Genomic DNA, 18433 nt, shown 5'->3' on the forward strand with positions numbered 1-18433 from the left:
AATCTGCTCAATCTGCGGGAAACTAATTTTTTTCTCTCGCAGATTAAGCAGATCGGGCAGATTATATTTATTGGATCTGCTATTATTCCAGCTCGTAAAAATTCCTTTTCCCTATTTTTATCTTCATGGCTTTTATAAGTTTAATTTGTGCAAAAGGCTCTGTATTTTTATGATTATCAATGGTTACGGCACCGCTTTCAATAAGCCTTCTTACTGCTGATCTGGTACTTTCATTTTTTAGTTTATGACATACTTCAAGCAGGTTAAGTGTTTCATTTTCCCCTTGTAAATCAGCGATGGAGACCATTATAAAACTTTTAGCTTCTAAACTCCTGTTCTGAAACTGATTGGCAAAAAACTGCTCTGCCAGTTCCGCTTCCTCCTTGTTATGGTATTGTTCAATGATGTTTCGGGCGATTTGTTTTTTAATCTTCATAGGGTTTTCACCTTCGTCCAAAACTTGTTTAATTTTCTTTTTTTCTTCTGCTGAAAAATCCGTTACCAAATCTAGGTACTCCGTAATTAAGGTATCCGGAATCGACATGGTTTTACCAAACATTTCATTTGGGACATCGGTAAGTCCGATAATATTGTTGAGTGATTTGCTCATTTTTTCTTTTCCGTCTAATCCTTTCAGCAGCGGCATACACATCACAATCTGCGGACTTTTACCAAAACTTTCCTGCAATTGCCTTCCCATAGTGCAGTTAAACAGCTGATCGGTTCCGCCCATTTCGATATCACATTCTATTTTTACCGAATCAAATCCCTGCAGAATCGGGTAAATCAGTTCATGCATGGCAATGGGTGAATTCTCTGTAAATCGTTTGTTAAAATCATGACGGTGCATTAACTGAGCAACGGTAACATTTGACAGCAGCTGTAAAACTTCAGCAAATGATAAAGCATCAAGCCAGTCAGAATTAAAAACAATTCGGGCACTGTTTACATCAATAATCTTCGAAAGCTGTTCGATATACGTAGCAGCATTTATTTTTACTTCTTCAATACTAAGCGGTTTACGGCTTTTGTTTTTTCCGGTAGGATCACCAATACGGGCAGTAAAACTCCCGACTAAAATCACGATTTCATGTCCCATTTCCTGAAAAAGTTTTAGTTTTTTAAGGACTACGGCATGTCCCAGATGTAAATCCGGAGCTGTTGGGTCAAAACCCAGTTTGATTACCAGTTTACGATTTTCCTTAGCTGCTGCTGCCAGCTTTTCTTCCAGTCCGTTTTCTGGAAGAATAATTTCTGTGTTTTGTTTTAATTTTTCAAGTATTTCCATTTTGTGTATAAATAAAAAAAGCCCGGACAATAACTGCCCGGGCTTTCGTGATTATGTTCTATTTGTATCTAATTACAGCGCTGAAATATAAACATACCGCTCCCTGGCATCTTTATTTCTGTAATAAGTGCTGAAAAAAGGAAGACGTAATATGTGGTTCAAATGTTTCATTCTGAGCGCAAAGATAACTATTTTTTCTAAACGGGAATACTTATTCACCGCTGTTCATAAAAGTCATTAAAAGTGTATAAGCATTTTTAGTAACCAGTTTAGACGATTTAGTAATCACCGGAGAGCTAATCTGACGATAACCTCCGCTTAAAGTACCTGCTTCTACAGGAACCATTTTGTAGCTATGCTGGTCCAAAGCTGTAAAAACATAAAATTTGTTCTGCCATCTTACCACGGCATCTTCAGGCACTGTAAGTGCTTTTTCATTTTCAAATTCCGCCTCGGCATTAATAAACAAGCCCGGAATAAAAGCATTGTGATAGCTGTTTAGTTTACAAATCACTTCTGCGGCACGGTCGCCATTTAGACTCTGATTGATATAAGCTATTTTAGCCGGATATTTTTTTGAAGGATCGGCATTGGTAAACACACTCACTGTTTGTCCTGCGGAAAGCAGGTGAACATCTTTTTCAAAGGCATTCAGAACCAGTACCACATCGCTGGTTTCCATCAGTTCAAAAAGCATGTCGGTTGGTGAAATGTATTTCCCTACATTCACATTTACTTTCGAAACCAAACCGTTAATTGGAGAAAGCACCGATACCGTTTTGCTGATATTAGAAGCACTCAGCCTTTTAACATCAATTCCGGATAAGGACAGTTTCTGCGCCAGTGAAGCCATATAGATACGCTGGGTCTGCATTTCTGCCGCCGTTTGTTCAAACAACTTATCACTGCTGGCTTTTTTGGCATTCAGTTCTTTTTGTCGGTTATATTCACTCTGCGACAACTGAAATTTTTCTTTGGCTGTAAGATAGTCCTGCTGAAGCTGGATATACTGCATGTCTTCTACAACAGCCAGCAACTGACCTTTTCGAACGTGCATTCCCGTTATTAAATCGGTTTTCCTTACATAACCGCCAAGAGGGATACTCACACTTACTACACTTTTTGGCGGTACCGTTACCGTTCCCTGCAGTTCGAGAATACCTTTTACATTTTTCTCTTCAGGACTTCCAATAAGCAGTTTGGCATTTTTAATCTGCTTATCACTTAATTTGATTGTATTTTCCTGTTTCTGAGCTTCTGTTTTCTGTTCGTCCTTTTTATCGTTTTTACAGGATCCGGTTAGAAAAAGACCTGCTAATATTACTATATATGTTTTCATGCTTTTATAAATTTTGGATGGTCTGCAGGTTGATTACCGCTTTGTTATAATTATTAACCATGTCTAAATATTCGTTTCGTATGGTAATGGCCTGATTAACTACCAGTACCCACTGCAGATAATCAATATCTCCGTTTTCCAGCTGGCTGTTGGCGGCATCAATAATAACTGCGGCATTTTTAAGTCCGTCGCTTTCATAATACTGCAGGCTTTCTTTATATTTTTCTACTTCACTAACAGCATTATTGATTTCTGTCGTGGTTTCGATTTTACTATTTTCTGCCTGTATTTTAAAGTTTTCATATTCTATTTTAGCTGCCTTACTACGTGCTGACTGACTGGAAAAAAATAACGGAATCGCCACTCCTACATTTACATAATTAAATCGGCGGCTGCTGTCATAATACACGTCCTGTCCGGCAGAGTTCGTCTGCGTACCGGTAATACTCAGGTTATTATATCCCAGCGTAATATCGGGCATCAGTCTGGCCTGTTCGGATTTCCATTTCCATTTTGCTGCTTCCGCTTCATAATTGGAAAGCTGGATTTGAGGAAGCTCCGTTATATTGGACTGGGTAACAGCCAGATCGTTCTTAATTCTTACCGAAAACGGTTCATAACGGGTACTGTCCTGCAGCACGGCATTAAAGGAATTAAGGGTAATTTCCATATCCTTACTGATCATAGTAAGCTGATTGGAATAAAACTGTCTTGCCGACTGCGAAGCACTTTTTTCCAGAACATTCGTTTCCCCGGTTTTATAACGAAGGGCTGCTTTTTGTTCCATAAGCCTGTAAATAGAATCAGCATAGGTCAATAACTCCTTTTTGCTTTTAAGCCAGACATAATAGTAAAACAGGTTTCTTACATTAGATTTAACCTGCTGGGCTGTTAATTGTGACTGGGCTTTCGCCGAATTGTAAGTCTCCTGTAAAGCCTTTTTCTGCCGGCTGTAAAGAACCGGAAAAGCAAAAGTCTGACTGACACCAAAACGGGTATCGTTCATACCGCTGTTAAACTGTCCGTAATCAGCATCTACTACCGTTTTAGGAAGATCAAAGGCCGATTTACGAAGCTGTTCTTTTGATTTTACATTGAGCTCTGCCGACTTAATCCTTTTATTATACTGCAGTGCTTTAGACAATGATTCTTCAAGCGATATAGACTGCTGCGCCTGAACAGAGGCTGAAATAAACAAAGTAATAAGTAACAAAGTTAGTTTATCGATTTTATGTTTTTTCATTTTTTTAGTGAATACTTTAGAATGATAAGTCATTAAATAGATCGAAGGAAGCACAAAAAGAGTCAGCAGTGTTGCCGTAACCAGTCCGCCAATTACAACGGTAGCCAGCGGGCGCTGTACCTCTGCTCCTGCACCGTTGCTTAAAGCCATAGGCAGAAACCCTAAAGAAGCTACTGCAGCTGTCATTAATACCGGACGCAGCCTGTTTTTAGTCCCCATAATAATAATTTGAAACGGATCTGTAATTTCGCCCTGTTTTTGGATACGGTTAAATTCAGAAATCAAAACAATTCCGTTAAGGACTGCCACTCCAAAAAGGGCAATAAAACCAACTCCTGCCGAGATACTAAAAGGCATATCACGCAATGCAAGTCCAAAAACACCGCCAATTGCCGATAAAGGAATGGCCGTGAAAATAATAATACCTTCTTTAAGAGAACGGAATGCAAAATACAATAAAGCCAAAATCATAAATAAAGCTGCCGGAACCGCTACTCCAAGCCTTGATTTGGCCTGCTGCAGGTTTTCGAAAGTCCCTCCGTAAGTGATATAATAACCCGGATCAAATTTAATCTGGCTTTCTACCTTCTGCTGCAGTTCTTTTACGATAGATTCTACGTCACGTCCTCTGACATTAAACCCCACAATAATTCTTCGTTTGGCATCTTCACGCTGAATCTGGTTCGGACCTTCTACTTCTTTTACAGAAGCTACCTGATATAGTGGAATCTGCATACCGGACGGTGTCGCAATTAATAAATTACGAACATCAGAAATATCTTTTCGTCCGCTGTCTTCTACCCTTACCACCATATCAAAACGCTTTTCACCTTCATAAATACTACCGGCTGCAGCACCTGCAAAAGCAGCATTTACCGTTTTATTGATGTCAGAAACATAAATACCGTATTTCGCCATTTCGGCCCATTCGTAATCAATAACAATTTGAGGCATACCCGTAACTTTCTCCACATACAAATCTGCAGCTCCCGAAACGGTTTTACTGATTGCTCCCAGTTTCTCTGCATATTCAGCAAGTTTATCCAGATCTTCACCATATATTTTACAGACCAAATCCTGTTTAGCTCCCGTCATTAATTCGTTAAAACGCATTTGTACCGGAAACTGAAAACCGGTCGTTACTCCGGGTGCAATTTCTTTAACCGTCTGAGCCATTTTATCGGCCATTTCAGGAAAAGAAGAAGCACTTGTCCATTCTGATTTGTCTTTTAAAACAATAATCATATCCCCGCCTTCAATCGGCATTGGGTCGGTTGGGATTTCGGCACTTCCAATTCTGGAAACCACCTTTTCTACTTCGGGATATTCTTTTTTAAGCCCGGTTGATATTTTCTGAATCGTTTCAGTTGTTGTTGAAAGATTGGTCCCCAGCAATAATCGGGTTTCTACTGCAAAATCACCTTCTTCGAGCTGCGGAATAAATTCACCACCCATTCGGGTAAACAGCAGCAGGGCAATTCCAAATAAAACAAAAGCCGCAATTACAATCGATTTTCTAATCTGAAGTGCTTTTGAAAGCCAGTTTTCATAATGAAATTCAAGCTTTGCCATGATTCGGTCTGAAAAGTTCGGTTTATGGCTGATTTTTTTGCTGATAAACAATGAACTTACCATAGGCACATATGTAAGTGACAGTATAAAGGCTCCTAAAATGGCAAAAGCAACGGTCTGTGCCATAGGTTTAAACATTTTACCCTCGATTCCTTCCAGAGATAAAATAGGAAGATATACAATCAAAATAATGATCTGTCCAAAAACAGCCGCATTCATCATTCGCCCGGCGGAACCGGTCACTTCTTTATCCATTTCTTCCTGAGAAACGACATCAATATGTTTGTATTTTTTAGCGCTGTGCATATGATGCAGAATAGCCTCTACAATAATTACGGCACCGTCTACAATCAGACCAAAGTCTAATGCTCCCAGACTCATCAGATTTCCGCTTACGCCAAAAGTATTCATCATTATAATGGCAAATAACATCGCTAACGGAATAACAGACGCTACGATAAATCCGGCCCTTAAATTCCCCAGAAAAAGTACCAGCACCAGTACTACGATCAAAGCACCTTCAATAAGGTTTTTTTCTACTGTTCCAATGGCATTGTCCACCATTTTCGTCCGGTCCAAAAAGGGTTCTATTTTCAAGCCTTCCGGCAGGATTTTTTCAATTTCAGTTACTCGTTTTTTAACGGCAGCAATAACATTATTGGCATTTTCACCTTTCAGCATCATTACAATTCCTCCAACCGATTCTCCAAAATCATCTGTCGTTAAAGCACCATAACGAATAGCCGATGCCATTTTTACCTCAGCAATATCTTTAATCAGGATGGGAGTTCCGGCCTGTGTATTTTTTACAATGATATTCTGAATATCCTTAATGTTCCGGGTAAGCCCCACACTGCGGATATACAATACAGTAGGGCCTTTTTCGATATAAGCACCTCCCGTATTTTCGTTGTTGCTGCTCAAAGCGGTAAACACCTCTTTTATGGTAAGGTTCTGCGCTTTTAAACGGGCAGGGTTTACCGCAATTTCATACTGTTTCAGTTTTCCTCCAAAAGTTGCTACATCGGCAATTCCGGAAGTTCCCAGCAGCTGCCTTCTAATGGTCCAGTCCTGCAGGGTACGCAGGTCTTCCAGTGAATATTTTTTTTCATAACCCGGCTGCGGTTTCAGTACATACTGGTAAATTTCGCCCAGTCCGGTAGTAGCAGGAGCCATTTCAGGCAGACTGGCATTTTCGGGCATTTCTACCTTTTGCAGGCGTTCTGCTACCTGCTGACGTGCCCAATACACATCGGTATCCTCTGAAAAGACAATGGTAACCAGAGAAAGTCCGAAACGGGAAATACTGCGGCTTTCTTTTAGCTGTGGTATATTGCTTATGGCCTGTTCTATCGGAAAAGTGATAAGACGCTCAACGTCTTCTGCTCCCAGTGACGGAGCGGTGGTAATAATCTGCACCTGATTATTAGTAATATCGGGCACAGCATCAATAGGTAAACGGCTTACTTCAAAAAGTCCGTAGATAATCCACAGTACTGTAAAAACGCCAATTACCAGTTTATTTTTAACTGAGAATTGTATGATTTTATTAAGCATAACTTATTTAAAATATTAGAAATAAAAATCAGGCAGAAAAGACCTTAAGAAGTCTTAACTGCAGTGAAAATGATATTAAAAATAAATTATACTAAAGGAGGTCTGAACACACTTAATAAAGCGGGATCAGCATGTAAATTAGAAGTATACGGAATAATGCGGTATTCTGAGAATCCGCTGTTAAAAGGCACACTGATTATTGTTTTTTCTACGGGCACAAAAACCAGCTGCAGGGAATGCCCTGAAATATTTTTAAAAGGAAGCTGCATATCACGGTCAGCATCATTGTCGTTCTCATCCTCGCCCCAGTAATGCATTTCCAAAAAGTCAATAAAACTAAGGTTTCGTCTCTGCTGATGTTCTTTAAAGTGCTCGATAAGTACCGGCAGTTTATAAAACTGCTGAAAAATGCCCATGTTAGACAGTATCAGAAAGAGTAATATGTAAATCACTTTTTTTCGCACTTCGCAAAGTTACTTTAAGAAGTAAAACAAACCTAACGTAAAGCCTGCTAATTTCTTAATTTTCGCTAAAGCCGGCTTTAAGAATTAGTTAAATAAGCTCTTTCTTGTTCAGTTTTAAGATATTTCCGTAAGCCACAGCCGCTTTATGAACCTGTACCAGCCAGTCTTCGGCTGCGTTGTCATCGGCACCGTCAGAAATATATTTAAGACATAAAAACGGAATATTCTCTTTCATCGCAATCATAGCCAGTGCATACGATTCCATATCTACCACATTATAGATCGTCTCTGCATGTTTCATCTCAAAATTATCACCCGTACCGCAGATTCCTAAAGACAGATCCTTCATTTCCAAGCCATATTCCAAAACCGGAGGCAGCCCTGATAAAGGTGTTTCGTACTGCTCGTATCCCAAACCTCTCACATCCATATCTCTCTGGATAAACCTCGTACAGCAGATTACTTCTCCTTTTTTAAAATGATTACTCCCCGCTGACCCCAGATTCACGATCAAAGCAGGTCTTTTAATCTGTATCGCTTTTGTGAGTTCGTAGGCCGCATTTACTTTTCCAATTCCCGTGATCAGGGCATTATGTCCGTTAAAAACTTCCGCCGCTTCAGAAGCTAAAGCAAAACTAAAAAGCACATCGGCAGACGAATAAGAATGAGTTTCATTAATCTCGATCATAAAAAGAAGTCGTTTTAAAAATGCAAATATCGGGTATTTCAAATAGAAAATATCCTATTTTTTCTTTTAAAACATACCAAACCTGTCACGGTAACGTTTCAGCTCCAGATCAGTTTTATTCAACAGCTTTTCCAAAAGGTCGATTTTGTCTTTATAAAGATTCTGAACCAGATCCATATTGCTTTTTTGTACTGTACTGCTGCTGTCTTTCTTCTGCGAATTAAAATACAAATGATGATCAAACTGTATAATATCCTCCAGGGAAACTTCTAAAATACCCGCGATTTCTTCCAGTTTGTTAAAGCTTAAATCGGTCGTTCCTTTTTCGATTTTACTGTAAGCTGCCTGTGTAATACCCAGCTGGTCCGCAATATAATGCTGCGTATAATTTTTTAACTCTCTGATGTTTCTGATCTTATCTTTTATTTCCAATGCCATAACTAAATTTTTTAAATGAATTAATACAACAATCCTGATTTCAACTTTATCCAAATCAATCCCGAATTACAAATAAATGGTGTTCACCAGCGGAAAACAATAACAAATGTTATCAGTTTAGGAAGTGTCTTTATGCCCATATTTTAAACGGCTCAAATGCACCGATGTAATATTGAGATAGGACGCAATATAATGCTGTGAAACACGCTGCAGTATTCCTGGAAATCTCGAATTCATATTTTCATAGCGATGCAGCGCACTGTGAATATACATCGATTTTATTTTATCGTTTATAATAAAAAAATAATCCTCGGCAATTAATCTTCCCAGTTTTTCTCCATAGCGGAGTATTTTGTATAAATTCTGAAGCATCTCAAAAGTCACCACAAGCACTTTGGTTTCTTCCATGGCCTGTATCGAAAAACTGGACGGGATTCCTTTTAAAAAGCTCTCATAATCGGTACCAAAAGTATTTTCCATACAAAAATGAAACGTCTTTTCCTCCCCTTTTTCATCCAGAAAATAAATCCGCAGCAGACCGCTTACCACAAAAAAAATACTATTACAGACATCTCCCTGCCGGACCAAAACGGTCTTTTTTTTAACAACCGCCATATGAAGTGCCGAACGGCAAAAATTCCATTCGGCATCACTAATTTCAATATAACTTAGAATTAACTGTCGTATACTCTCAATTCCCTTATCCATTTATTATGTCCCCTTTTATTTAAACGTATCCGGTTTTAGTATTATTTCCCCCTGATAACTAAAATCTTACCCATTCCTTTCCTTATAAAGTTAAGCATTTACCATTTTTTAAAATAGATCCTTACTCCCAAAAATCATATAATTTTAACTGTTTCTGAGTTGTTATAAGTATCTTTAACCTTTAAAATTTAGCCATGACAGAAATCTTCAAAATGTTTCGCGTTACAGTCGCAGAGTCTGAAAAAATAATGCAGTCTGTAAATGAACCGCATGCCCATACTTTTGAAGAACTGATTTTGGGAAGAAAAGGACAACTGGAACATTTTATTGATTTCAGCTCTAAACTTGTAGATGCCCCTTTTATCAGTTTTGTAACCCAGGGCAAAATACACCGGGTAAAACCTTTGATAAAAAACGGTGAATGTGATATGTGGGTACTGCGTTTTAAAAGCGAATTTATAGCCGAAACTACTTTCAGCCTGTATGCTTCTTTTCACGACAAAGCCAATATCAGCATGCAGAGCAATGAATGTTTTGAGAAACTCGATATGCTCTGTAAAATAATTTATGACGAATACCAGCAGGAATCTCCCGATCTTTCCGTTATCAGACAGCTTTTAAGCGCTTTATTTACCATTATAGAATCAGAAAGGCGGAAACTAAACCTTGACAATGACGAATCGAAAAAAATTCAGAGTTCTACTTTTAAAAATTTCCTGAGGCTGCTCGAAGAATATTATAAGGAATCCAAAGACGTGAATTTTTATGCCGATAAACTGTTTATGACTGCCCGAAACTTAAACCTGATCTGCCAGCAGATTTTACAGCAGAGCGTTTCTGAAATCATCGAAACCCGAAAACTTACCGAAGCTAAAAACCTTTTGATGACCACCGATAAAAATGTGGCCGAAATAGGGTACGAACTTGGTTTTAATGAAAAAACCTATTTTACACATGCTTTTAAACGTAAGGCAGGCATGACGCCGACTGAGTTTAGGGATGAAATGCAGAAACTGCTTTCCTAAAAACACAATCATTCTTCCGAAAATCGTTACCTCTTTCCCCTGCAATAGTCTGAACTTTGTCACTGGTTAAAAAAGATACTTTACAGAACGAATCACGATATACAATGGACAGAAAAGACTTCCTTAAAACCATGGCTATTTTACCTCTGGGTGCAGCTGCCATGAAGCTGAATTCCCTTAAAACAGCCACTGATACTTTTGCCGCAACAGAGAGAATGCCTGTACTTTTCCTGGGGCACGGTAACCCGATGAATGCGCTGGCAGATAATAATTTTACACAGGGTTTTCAAAATATAGCCAAAACACTGCCAAAACCCAAAGCCATACTTTGTATCTCGGCCCACTGGGAAACAAAAGGAACTTTTGTAACGGCTATGCAGAAACCGGAAACCATTCATGATTTTGGCGGATTTCCCCAGGCTCTTTTTGATGTACAATATCCTGCTCCGGGAAGTCCGGAACTGGCTCTTGAAACACAAAAACTGATTACCTCAGCTTCTGTCGGGCTAAGTAACGACTGGGGACTGGATCACGGCTGCTGGACTGTGGTTAAATTCCTGTATCCTAACGCTGACATCCCTGTTATCGAAATGAGTATCGACTATACCCAGCCGGCCTCCTATCATTATGCATTAGGAAAAGAGCTGGCGGCATTAAGACGAAAAGGTGTTTTGATCGTAGGCAGTGGAAATACCGTACACAATTTACGTCTTGCCGCCTGGGACAAAATGATGCTTCCGGGTTATGCTTTTGAATGGGCACATACAGCCAATGAAAAAATGAAACAAATGATTTTGGAAGATGACCATCAGTCCCTGATTCATTTTGACAAACAGGGAAAAGAATTTCAACTGGCGGTCCCTACTCCGGAACATTATATTCCGCTGCTGTATATTTTATCGCTTAAGGAAAAAGACGAAAAAGCGACTATTTTCAATGATGCCATCGTAGCGGGATCGTTAAATATGATGTCTGTTAAAATTGATAAGGCATGAACCTGAACAAATCAGTAGGGATTTCTGCGGGAATCCTGATCTTAATCTCCATTTTTAGTTTTACCCTTATGAATTCAAATACCCAAAAGACAAAGCTGCATTACGTAATCAGACAGCCCAAAAACGCCATTTCAAACCCTCCTCTGCTAATTTTGCTGCATGGTGTGGGCGGCAATGAACAAAACCTGTTTTCTTTTGCTCCTGAACTGCCGGATGAGTTTGTTGTAGTTTCTGCCCGCGGACCTCTGACTTTTGGACCAAACAGTTTCGCCTGGTTTCAGGTCGATTTTTCAACCGGAAAACCTCAAATTAACGAACAGCAGGCAGAACATGCCCGAAAAATGCTGATTGATTTTATAGACGATTTAAAATCAGAAATCCGTTTTGACCCTGAACGGGTGTATTTAATGGGTTTTAGTCAGGGCGGTATTATGAGCTACAGTACTGCACTTACAGCTCCTGAAAAAATAGCCGGAATTGCTGTAATGAGCGGCAGACTGCTGCCGGAAGTAAAACCTTTAATCGCTGATGAAAACCGTCTTGAAAAGCTTAAAATTTTTATTTCACATGGGAAACAGGATGCTGTCTTAAATTACCAGTATGCTATTGATGCCTCTGCTTATTTAGAAACAAAAAATCTTGCTCCTGAGTTTCATTCCTATGAAGAAGGCCACACCGTTAACCGGGAAATGTTTCATGATGTTAATCTCTGGCTGAAAAAGAACCTGCAGTAAAAAATAAAGTATTTCTAAAGAAAATCCCGGACAACAGTTAAATGAAGTCCGGGATTTTTTATAACGAATACGGCTTTCCCTCAAAATTGTCTAATTTTATACTTTCAAAATCAAACCGTTTTTATAAATCAATTAATACACTAAATGGATATCTCTGTCATTCTGGACACTATTTTAGAACTTCCGGCAGCCTCCAAAAACAAACTGCTTTCGAAAATCAATGAAACTGCTTTTGTCAAAGGAGATATTATTTTAAGAGCCGGTAAAGTTGAAAATCAGATCTATTTTATCAAAAAAGGAATCGTCAGGGCTTATATAGATGAAGAAGACAGCGCTATTACGTTTTGGTTTGGTAAGGAAGGGGAAACTATTATTTCGATGAAAAGTTATGTCGAAAAACAGAAAGGATATGAAAGTATTGAACTTCTGGAAGACTGTGAACTCTATGAACTAAAGGCTTCAGACCTTGAAGAATTATTCGATGGAGATATTCACATCGCCAACTGGGGAAGAAAATTTGCCGAAAAAGAGCTAATTAAAACCGAAGAACGTTTGATTTCCAGACAATTTAAAACTGCTTCAGAACGTTATCTGGAACTTATGAACGGTCATCCGGAATTAATCCAGCGGGTACAACTGGGGCATATTGCTTCTTATCTTGGAATCACGCAGGTGAGCCTAAGCCGGATCAGGGCTGAATTAAAATAAATTTGATTTTTTATCATTTGTTAAATTTTTTCCAGTCTTAAGAACAGAACTTTGTCCCATAAAATTTTAACAAACATGAACTGGATTATTTTAATTATCGCCGGATTATTTGAAGTCGCTTTTGCTTCCTGTCTTGGAAAAGCGAAAGCCACTACAGGAACAGAAATGTATTACTGGTATATTGGCTTTTTTATCTCTTTAACCATAAGCATGCTTTTACTGATGAAAGCTACAGAAACACTTCCTTTGGGAACTGCCTATGCCGTCTGGACAGGAATTGGCGCAGTTGGAACGGTATTAGTTGGTATTTTTATTTTTAAAGAACCGGCTGCTTTCTGGAGACTGTTTTTCCTGGCCACTTTAGTGGGTTCAATTGTAGGGCTTAAAGCCGTTTCTCATTAATTAAAAACGTAATAATACGATTCATTAAAGCGGAATATGTAAGTGTTTCGCTTTTTTTATAAAAAAGTGTTTGACACAGATCAGGCAGATTTAGCAGATTAAAAAAAATCTGCGCCAATCTGCTGAAATTTTTTTAAATCTGCGTGAAAAAATTAAAAACTCTATCTCAATTTATCCTCTTAAAAACAAAATCTAATAGTTCACGCAGATTAGGCAGATTTTATCAGATTAAAAAACAAAAAATCTGCGCCAATCTGCTGGAATCTTTTTAAATCTGCGTTAAAAAATTTAAAAACTCTTTCTAAACTTATTCTTAAAATCAAAATCTCCCTACTCCACTAAATTTGCGGGAGAAAATAAAAAGGCATACTAAACTCCTCATACTTCTGTTTACATTAATGCGTTTTTAGCATCACATGATAAAAAATAAGCATTTTATATCATTACTCTCTCTTTTATCTTTGTCAAAAAAACAGAAACTAATTTCAATTATGACCTTAAGCCATTGCATCAAATCTTTTGAAGAATTAACCAATACAGAACTTTACAATCTGCTTCGTTTAAGAAGTGAGATTTTTGTTGTAGAACAAAACTGTCCGTATTTGGATCTGGACAACAAAGACCAGAATAGTTATCATTTACTGTATTATGTCAACAATGAATTTGCCGGCAGTACAAGATTGCTTCCGGCAGGTTTATCGTATTCTGAAACAGCAATAGGACGGGTTGTGATTGGAAACAAACACCGCGGACTGGGATTAGGTGTAAAAATTATGGAAGCTTCAATAGCCGGATGTGAGGAGAAATTTGGCAAAGGCGCTATACGGATCAGTGCCCAGTATCATTTATCGAAGTTTTACCAGTCAGTAGGATTTACAGAACAGGGAGAACCGTATGACGAAGACGGAATTCCCCATATCGAAATGCTGAGGACATAAGGCAGTTTAGGGAACTATAAGTTTTAAAACATTGGCCAGCACCGGATTATGGTCTTCAGCCCTCCAATTGATATAAAGATCCGTTTCTAAAGGAAGTTTAATGAATCGGATACCCGAAATTTCATGAAAAAGATAGGAATCCGGTAAAATAGCAATGCCAAGTCCTTTTCGTACCAGTGCGATAATGGCAGAACCAAATTCGGAATGCAGGTAAACTTCGGGAGCGTTTTCAAAAGAATTGAACAAACGCTGGATCAGGTCACTGTAACTGCTGCCTTCGTCAGTAGTAGGCAGTATAAATTTCTGATGAGCAAGAGTTTCTTTGGTAAGATCTTCCGGTTTTTGATAAGGATGATCTTCAGGCACTACGATAGCCAGATTATCAGTATAGATTTTTTCTGACTGGATATCACGGGCATGGTTGATATCGCGCGTAATAGCCAGGTCGATTTTATAGTTTCTCAGGAAGTCCTGCTGGTTTTCGTATAAAACCTGAACCAGTTTAATTTTCAACTTGGGAAAAGAAGCTGAAATGCGGGATAAAATGTCCGGCATAATCGAAGCGGAAATAGAATCAGGATGCGAAATCGTTAGTGTACCGCTTTCGCCTAAATGAATCTGACGTGCCGAAAGATGGATATACTCAAGTTTACTGAGTTCCACTTCCCATTTTTCCTGAAGGAACCTGCCGGCAGCTGTGAGTTTGACATTACGTTTATTACGTTCAAAAAGCTGAACACCCAGCTGGTTTTCGAGCGACTGGATCTGACGGCTCAGTGCCGATTGTGTAATATTCATTTTTCCGGCGGTATTCCAGAAATGCAGTTCACGCGCCAGCGCCAGAAAATATTTGATCTGTTGTAAATCCATTGATGCAATTTACGCATTTATAAAAACAAAAAAAACAGATTTAATGCATTAATAATCTAAAAATATGAATACTCTAAAAATCAATAAAGCCTCAGTTAATGATGTTAACAAGCTTCAGACAATAGGAAGAACAACCTTCTCAGAAACATTTTCAGATGTTAATTCAGAAGAAAACATGAATAAATACCTGAATGAAAGTTTTGCGGTTGAAAAACTGGCTTCTGAACTTACCAATGAATCTTCCTTTTTTTACTTAGCAGAACTGGAAGACCGTGTAATTGGTTATTTAAAACTGAATATTGGTGACGCACAGACTGAAATGAAAGAAGAAAACGATGCACTTGAAATAGAACGGATTTATGTTTTGAAGGAATTTCATGGTAAAAAAATAGCACAGGCCCTTTACCACCAGGCTCTGCAAACTGCTAAAAAGTTAAAGGTTGATTATATGGGGTTTGGGAAAACAATTTGAGAGCAGTAAACTTTTACACCAAAAACGGTTTTGTGCAGTTTGACACCCATATTTTCAGACTGGGCGATGACGAGCAGACGGATTTAATGATGAAAAAAGTTTTAATCAATGAATAAAAGACAGGTTTTAATTGTTTTACTGATTATAGGAACTGCTTTTTGGGGTATCTCCTACTCGGTAACCAAAATGGCGGTTGGCAATTATTCTCCTTCCACTTTTTTGTTTTATCGTTTTTTAATGGCTGTCGTGGTACTGACAATAATTTTTTGGAAATACGTTAGAAAAACCAATCTGGAATCCCTTAAAACCGGCGCCGTTCTGGCTGTACCCATGTTTTTAGGCATTCATTTGCAGACCGTAGGTTTAAAATATACGGCTGCTGCACAGTGTTCTTTTATTGCAGGACTCTGCGTTATTATTATCCCGCTGATAAAACTGGCTGTTTACCGTACCGCCGCTCCGTTAAAAATATGGGCTGCGGCTTTAACAGCCCTGGCCGGTTTGTTCATTATAGCCGTTAAAGATAAGCTCACTATACGTACAGGCGATTTGTATACGATCGCCGGCGCTTTTGGTTTTGCTGTTTATCTGATTTCGGTTGAAAAACATTCGGCGGGAAAAAACCTTCTGACTTCCATCGTGCCTATGTTTGCAGTTTGTACTCTGCTGACTTTCTTTCTTGCCCTGACGGATCAAAATGCAGACTGGTTTCCGGAAAACGATACTTTCTGGCTCGGTGTCTTTTACTGTGCGTTGTTTTCTACCGCATACATGTATACCATTTCAAATATTTCACAACGGTATTTATCAGCTGAAAGAGTGGCGGTAATTTATCTCTTTGAACCCGTTTTTGGAGCCATAGCCGCTTTTTTTATATTAGATGAAAATCTTTCCTGGAGGCTGCTTCTGGGTGGCAGTCTTATTTTTGCGGCAACGATTATTTCCGAAGTAAATTTCAAAAAAAACAGACCAAAACTGTTTATCAAAAAAATACAGTCCGGATCTTAATACAAAAGCTCAATTCTTTCGAATTGAGCTTTTTGTTTTCCAGTATGATAACAATCTTGGTAGTACAATCTCATTAAAAAGTCACAAACTTAGCTCCTAAACTGAACCATCTTGAAGGTAACGGAATTGCTCCTACTTCATAATAGACCGCATTAAAGATATTTTGGGCATCTAAGAAGATTGTAAATTTATGAAACGACTGACTCACCCTAACATCATTTATCCAGTACGAAGGCCCGGTAATTCTCTCATTGAAACGTGTCGCAAATAATATCGATAAATCTTTAAACTGGTAGTCAATTGTATTGGTTACCTGGTGTTTTAAAGAAGAAATCAAATATTTTGAATAGGTATCGGTACGGCTGCTTTTAAACTCAGAATCTAAATAAGAATAACCTAAATAAATCGTCAGCTTAGCATCTGTTGAAAAAGCAAGTCTGTAAGTCCCGCGTAAATTGATTCCGTTCGTATTCAGATCTCCTGTATTATGACTCTGCCACGCCACCGTTGTTGTCATACGCGTCCAGTCGATATAGTTATCAATTTTTCTGTAAAAATAGTTCGCATTAAAACTAAACGCCTGTTTATCAAACTTAAATCCAATTTCACTCTGGAAGGCATTTTCAGAATCTAAAGTCGGGTTTCCAACATTTCCGGTCTGTTGTAAATACAAGTCCGTAAACGAAGGGATTCTCTGGCTTGTGCCCACATTTCCTATAATTTTAAACGCATCGGTTATAGCATAACTGGCATCAATTCCCGGATAAACCTGCCATTTGTAATCAGAATTGTAGTTTAAGTACGTTCCCAGATTAACATTAAATCGGTCCGAAAAGCTAGTTCTGTACTCAGCATAAACCCCAACATTTTCACGGTCATGATCGCCTATATTAGAAGAATGAATATTCTCATTTCTGAATTCAGCTCCAAATCCCAGTTCTCCTTTTCCTAATTTTACTGTAGAGTTTAGTTCTCCGGCAATAGAGTTGGTATAATGCTGACTTCTTCCCACATTTAAATTTCCCATTCCTAAATAACGGTAATCGTCGTAGTTGTATCGGTAGGTTACCCTTGGCATTATTTTCCAGCTGTCTGTAATCTGGTGTTTAGACTGGATATTAGCAAAAGTAGTCTGAACAGCCTCACTTGAATTTCGGTCTCCCGGAGCCGCATAAAATGCATTAGCACCAAATCCGTTGTTGATATATCCGGCAGAACCTAAAATTTCGTTAGAATCATTCAGCTGTACATTTCCCTGATAGAATATTTTATTATTTTCAAAAGCCGTATTATAACGATAGCCGTTGCTTTTATCATGCGAAGCAAAAATCGAGTGCTGGTGTTTTTCTTTAGCCACAACAAATCCGGCCTGAACACCCATTCCGTAAAAAGTATCTCCGCTTCCTTCGGTATCTTTTTCAAAATTAGAACCCGCAAAAACACCTGCCAAAACACCTGATTTTACTGGCTTTTTAGTAATAATATTAATCGCCCCCGTTAAACTGTTGATTCCGAAAGTTCTGGCAGCAGGACCTCTGATAATTTCAATTCTTTCAATGGCTTCTGCCGGAATAGGCAGGTTCAGCATATTATGAGCCGTTTGAGAATCGATTACTTTAGCACCGTTTAGCAGTACAACGGTCTGTTCAAAACTTCCACCGTCTACACTAATATCGGCCTGGCTTCCAAAAGGACCTCTTTGTCTGATGTCTACTCCGTTGGCATATTGTAAGATCTCCTGAATGGTTCTTCCAGGCAGTTTTTTTATGGTTTCACTGCTGATCACATATACATTTCTGTTTTGCTTGGAAACAGGAGTACTGAATCGGTTTTCATTGATTATAACTTCATCCATTTCGTTAATGGAATCCCTTTTTGTCTGAGCGTAAAAATGGGTACAAATTACTGATAAGACAGCAAAATAGATTTTTTTCATTTTGGTTATTATTTTTTTGACAAAAATACTACCTTGCCGTACTAATCA

General features: G+C 38.5%; 16 protein-coding genes and 1 pseudogene. 8 read left to right on the forward strand and 9 right to left on the reverse strand.

Features of this window, described 5'->3' with window-relative positions; translation table 11 throughout:
* Positions 1-82: 82 nt before the first annotated feature.
* The 7 genes from tyrS to ACODST_RS25900 form a co-directional block, all read right to left on the reverse strand.
* On the reverse strand, positions 83-1288 hold the full coding sequence (gene tyrS, locus ACODST_RS25870) for a tyrosine--tRNA ligase (protein WP_488934989.1): 1206 nt from the start codon (positions 1286-1288) through the stop codon (positions 83-85).
* A 211-nt stretch (positions 1289-1499) separates the two neighbouring features.
* Positions 1500-2627: an efflux RND transporter periplasmic adaptor subunit gene (locus ACODST_RS25875; RefSeq protein WP_488934990.1), complete on the reverse strand. Its 1128-nt coding sequence runs from the start codon at positions 2625-2627 to the stop codon at positions 1500-1502.
* Positions 2628-2631: 4 nt separating this feature from the next.
* Entirely contained in the window at positions 2632-6999 is a 4368-nt protein-coding gene (locus tag ACODST_RS25880; protein WP_488934991.1) for a CusA/CzcA family heavy metal efflux RND transporter, read from the reverse strand.
* A gap of 86 nt (positions 7000-7085) precedes the next feature.
* The gene (locus ACODST_RS25885; protein ID WP_488934992.1) at positions 7086-7415 is read right to left on the reverse strand and encodes a hypothetical protein; all 330 of its coding nucleotides are present in this window, start codon (positions 7413-7415) and stop codon (positions 7086-7088) included.
* 136 nt (positions 7416-7551) lie between these two features.
* Complete coding sequence (locus tag ACODST_RS25890) at positions 7552-8151, reverse strand: 5'-methylthioadenosine/S-adenosylhomocysteine nucleosidase family protein (RefSeq protein WP_488934993.1); 600 nt, start codon at positions 8149-8151, stop codon at positions 7552-7554.
* Positions 8152-8217: 66 nt separating this feature from the next.
* Positions 8218-8589, reverse strand: coding sequence for a helix-turn-helix transcriptional regulator (locus ACODST_RS25895; RefSeq protein ID WP_488934994.1), 372 nt, complete (start codon positions 8587-8589; stop codon positions 8218-8220).
* Positions 8590-8706: 117 nt separating this feature from the next.
* The gene (locus ACODST_RS25900; protein ID WP_488934995.1) at positions 8707-9297 is read right to left on the reverse strand and encodes a Crp/Fnr family transcriptional regulator; all 591 of its coding nucleotides are present in this window, start codon (positions 9295-9297) and stop codon (positions 8707-8709) included.
* Between the two features lie 194 nt (positions 9298-9491).
* Between ACODST_RS25900 and ACODST_RS25905 the strand changes: the two genes are divergently transcribed.
* The 6 genes from ACODST_RS25905 to ACODST_RS25930 all read left to right on the forward strand — a co-directional run bounded on the left by ACODST_RS25905 (position 9492) and on the right by ACODST_RS25930 (position 14099).
* Entirely contained in the window at positions 9492-10322 is an 831-nt protein-coding gene (locus ACODST_RS25905; RefSeq protein ID WP_488934996.1) for a helix-turn-helix transcriptional regulator, read from the forward strand.
* A gap of 161 nt (positions 10323-10483) precedes the next feature.
* Positions 10484-11317 (forward strand): 4,5-DOPA-extradiol-dioxygenase, encoded by an 834-nt coding sequence (gene ygiD / locus ACODST_RS25910; RefSeq protein WP_488935021.1) that lies wholly within the window; start codon positions 10484-10486, stop codon positions 11315-11317.
* Complete coding sequence (locus tag ACODST_RS25915; protein ID WP_488934997.1) at positions 11314-12051, forward strand: alpha/beta hydrolase; 738 nt, start codon at positions 11314-11316, stop codon at positions 12049-12051. Before ygiD ends, ACODST_RS25915 begins: the two co-directional genes overlap by 4 nt.
* Before the next feature lie 144 nt (positions 12052-12195).
* The gene (locus tag ACODST_RS25920) at positions 12196-12759 is read left to right on the forward strand and encodes a Crp/Fnr family transcriptional regulator (protein WP_488934998.1); all 564 of its coding nucleotides are present in this window, start codon (positions 12196-12198) and stop codon (positions 12757-12759) included.
* 75 nt (positions 12760-12834) lie between these two features.
* Positions 12835-13161, forward strand: coding sequence for a DMT family transporter (locus ACODST_RS25925; RefSeq protein ID WP_111376437.1), 327 nt, complete (start codon positions 12835-12837; stop codon positions 13159-13161).
* A 491-nt stretch (positions 13162-13652) separates the two neighbouring features.
* Positions 13653-14099 carry a GNAT family N-acetyltransferase gene (locus ACODST_RS25930; protein WP_488934999.1) on the forward strand — a complete coding sequence of 149 codons (447 nt, stop codon included), beginning with the start codon at positions 13653-13655 and terminating at the stop codon, positions 14097-14099.
* A gap of 6 nt (positions 14100-14105) precedes the next feature.
* On the opposite strand, the gene ACODST_RS25935 is transcribed toward ACODST_RS25930, so the two are convergent.
* Entirely contained in the window at positions 14106-14969 is an 864-nt protein-coding gene (locus ACODST_RS25935) for a LysR family transcriptional regulator (RefSeq protein ID WP_488935000.1), read from the reverse strand.
* Positions 14970-15033: 64 nt separating this feature from the next.
* Between ACODST_RS25935 and ACODST_RS25940 the strand changes: the two are divergent.
* Positions 15034-15557 (forward strand): annotated as a pseudogene (locus ACODST_RS25940) (GNAT family N-acetyltransferase).
* Positions 15550-16449, forward strand: coding sequence for a DMT family transporter (locus ACODST_RS25945; protein WP_488935001.1), 900 nt, complete (start codon positions 15550-15552; stop codon positions 16447-16449). Before ACODST_RS25940 ends, ACODST_RS25945 begins: the two are co-directional and overlap by 8 nt.
* 73 nt (positions 16450-16522) lie before the next feature.
* Here the strand turns inward: ACODST_RS25945 and ACODST_RS25950 are convergent, their stop codons facing one another.
* A complete protein-coding gene (locus tag ACODST_RS25950; protein WP_488935002.1) occupies positions 16523-18385 on the reverse strand; it encodes a TonB-dependent receptor plug domain-containing protein in 1863 nt (620 codons plus the stop codon).
* Positions 18386-18433 lie beyond the last annotated feature (48 nt).

The sequence above is a fragment of the Flavobacterium sp. FG19 genome (genome assembly GCF_057809475.1).

Coding starts and splice junctions, on each gene's coding strand:
- tyrS (WP_488934989.1), bottom strand. CDS start 1,288: ATGGAAATACTTGAAAAATTAAAACAAAACACAGAAATTATTCTTCCA.
- ACODST_RS25875 (WP_488934990.1), bottom strand. CDS start 2,627: ATGAAAACATATATAGTAATATTAGCAGGTCTTTTTCTAACCGGATCC.
- ACODST_RS25880 (WP_488934991.1), bottom strand. CDS start 6,999: ATGCTTAATAAAATCATACAATTCTCAGTTAAAAATAAACTGGTAATT.
- ACODST_RS25885 (WP_488934992.1), bottom strand. CDS start 7,415: ATGGGCATTTTTCAGCAGTTTTATAAACTGCCGGTACTTATCGAGCAC.
- ACODST_RS25890 (WP_488934993.1), bottom strand. CDS start 8,151: ATGATCGAGATTAATGAAACTCATTCTTATTCGTCTGCCGATGTGCTT.
- ACODST_RS25895 (WP_488934994.1), bottom strand. CDS start 8,589: ATGGCATTGGAAATAAAAGATAAGATCAGAAACATCAGAGAGTTAAAA.
- ACODST_RS25900 (WP_488934995.1), bottom strand. CDS start 9,297: ATGGATAAGGGAATTGAGAGTATACGACAGTTAATTCTAAGTTATATT.
- ACODST_RS25905 (WP_488934996.1), top strand. CDS start 9,492: ATGACAGAAATCTTCAAAATGTTTCGCGTTACAGTCGCAGAGTCTGAA.
- ygiD (WP_488935021.1), top strand. CDS start 10,484: ATGAAGCTGAATTCCCTTAAAACAGCCACTGATACTTTTGCCGCAACA.
- ACODST_RS25915 (WP_488934997.1), top strand. CDS start 11,314: ATGAACCTGAACAAATCAGTAGGGATTTCTGCGGGAATCCTGATCTTA.
- ACODST_RS25920 (WP_488934998.1), top strand. CDS start 12,196: ATGGATATCTCTGTCATTCTGGACACTATTTTAGAACTTCCGGCAGCC.
- ACODST_RS25925 (WP_111376437.1), top strand. CDS start 12,835: ATGAACTGGATTATTTTAATTATCGCCGGATTATTTGAAGTCGCTTTT.
- ACODST_RS25930 (WP_488934999.1), top strand. CDS start 13,653: ATGACCTTAAGCCATTGCATCAAATCTTTTGAAGAATTAACCAATACA.
- ACODST_RS25935 (WP_488935000.1), bottom strand. CDS start 14,969: ATGGATTTACAACAGATCAAATATTTTCTGGCGCTGGCGCGTGAACTG.
- ACODST_RS25945 (WP_488935001.1), top strand. CDS start 15,550: ATGAATAAAAGACAGGTTTTAATTGTTTTACTGATTATAGGAACTGCT.
- ACODST_RS25950 (WP_488935002.1), bottom strand. CDS start 18,385: ATGAAAAAAATCTATTTTGCTGTCTTATCAGTAATTTGTACCCATTTT.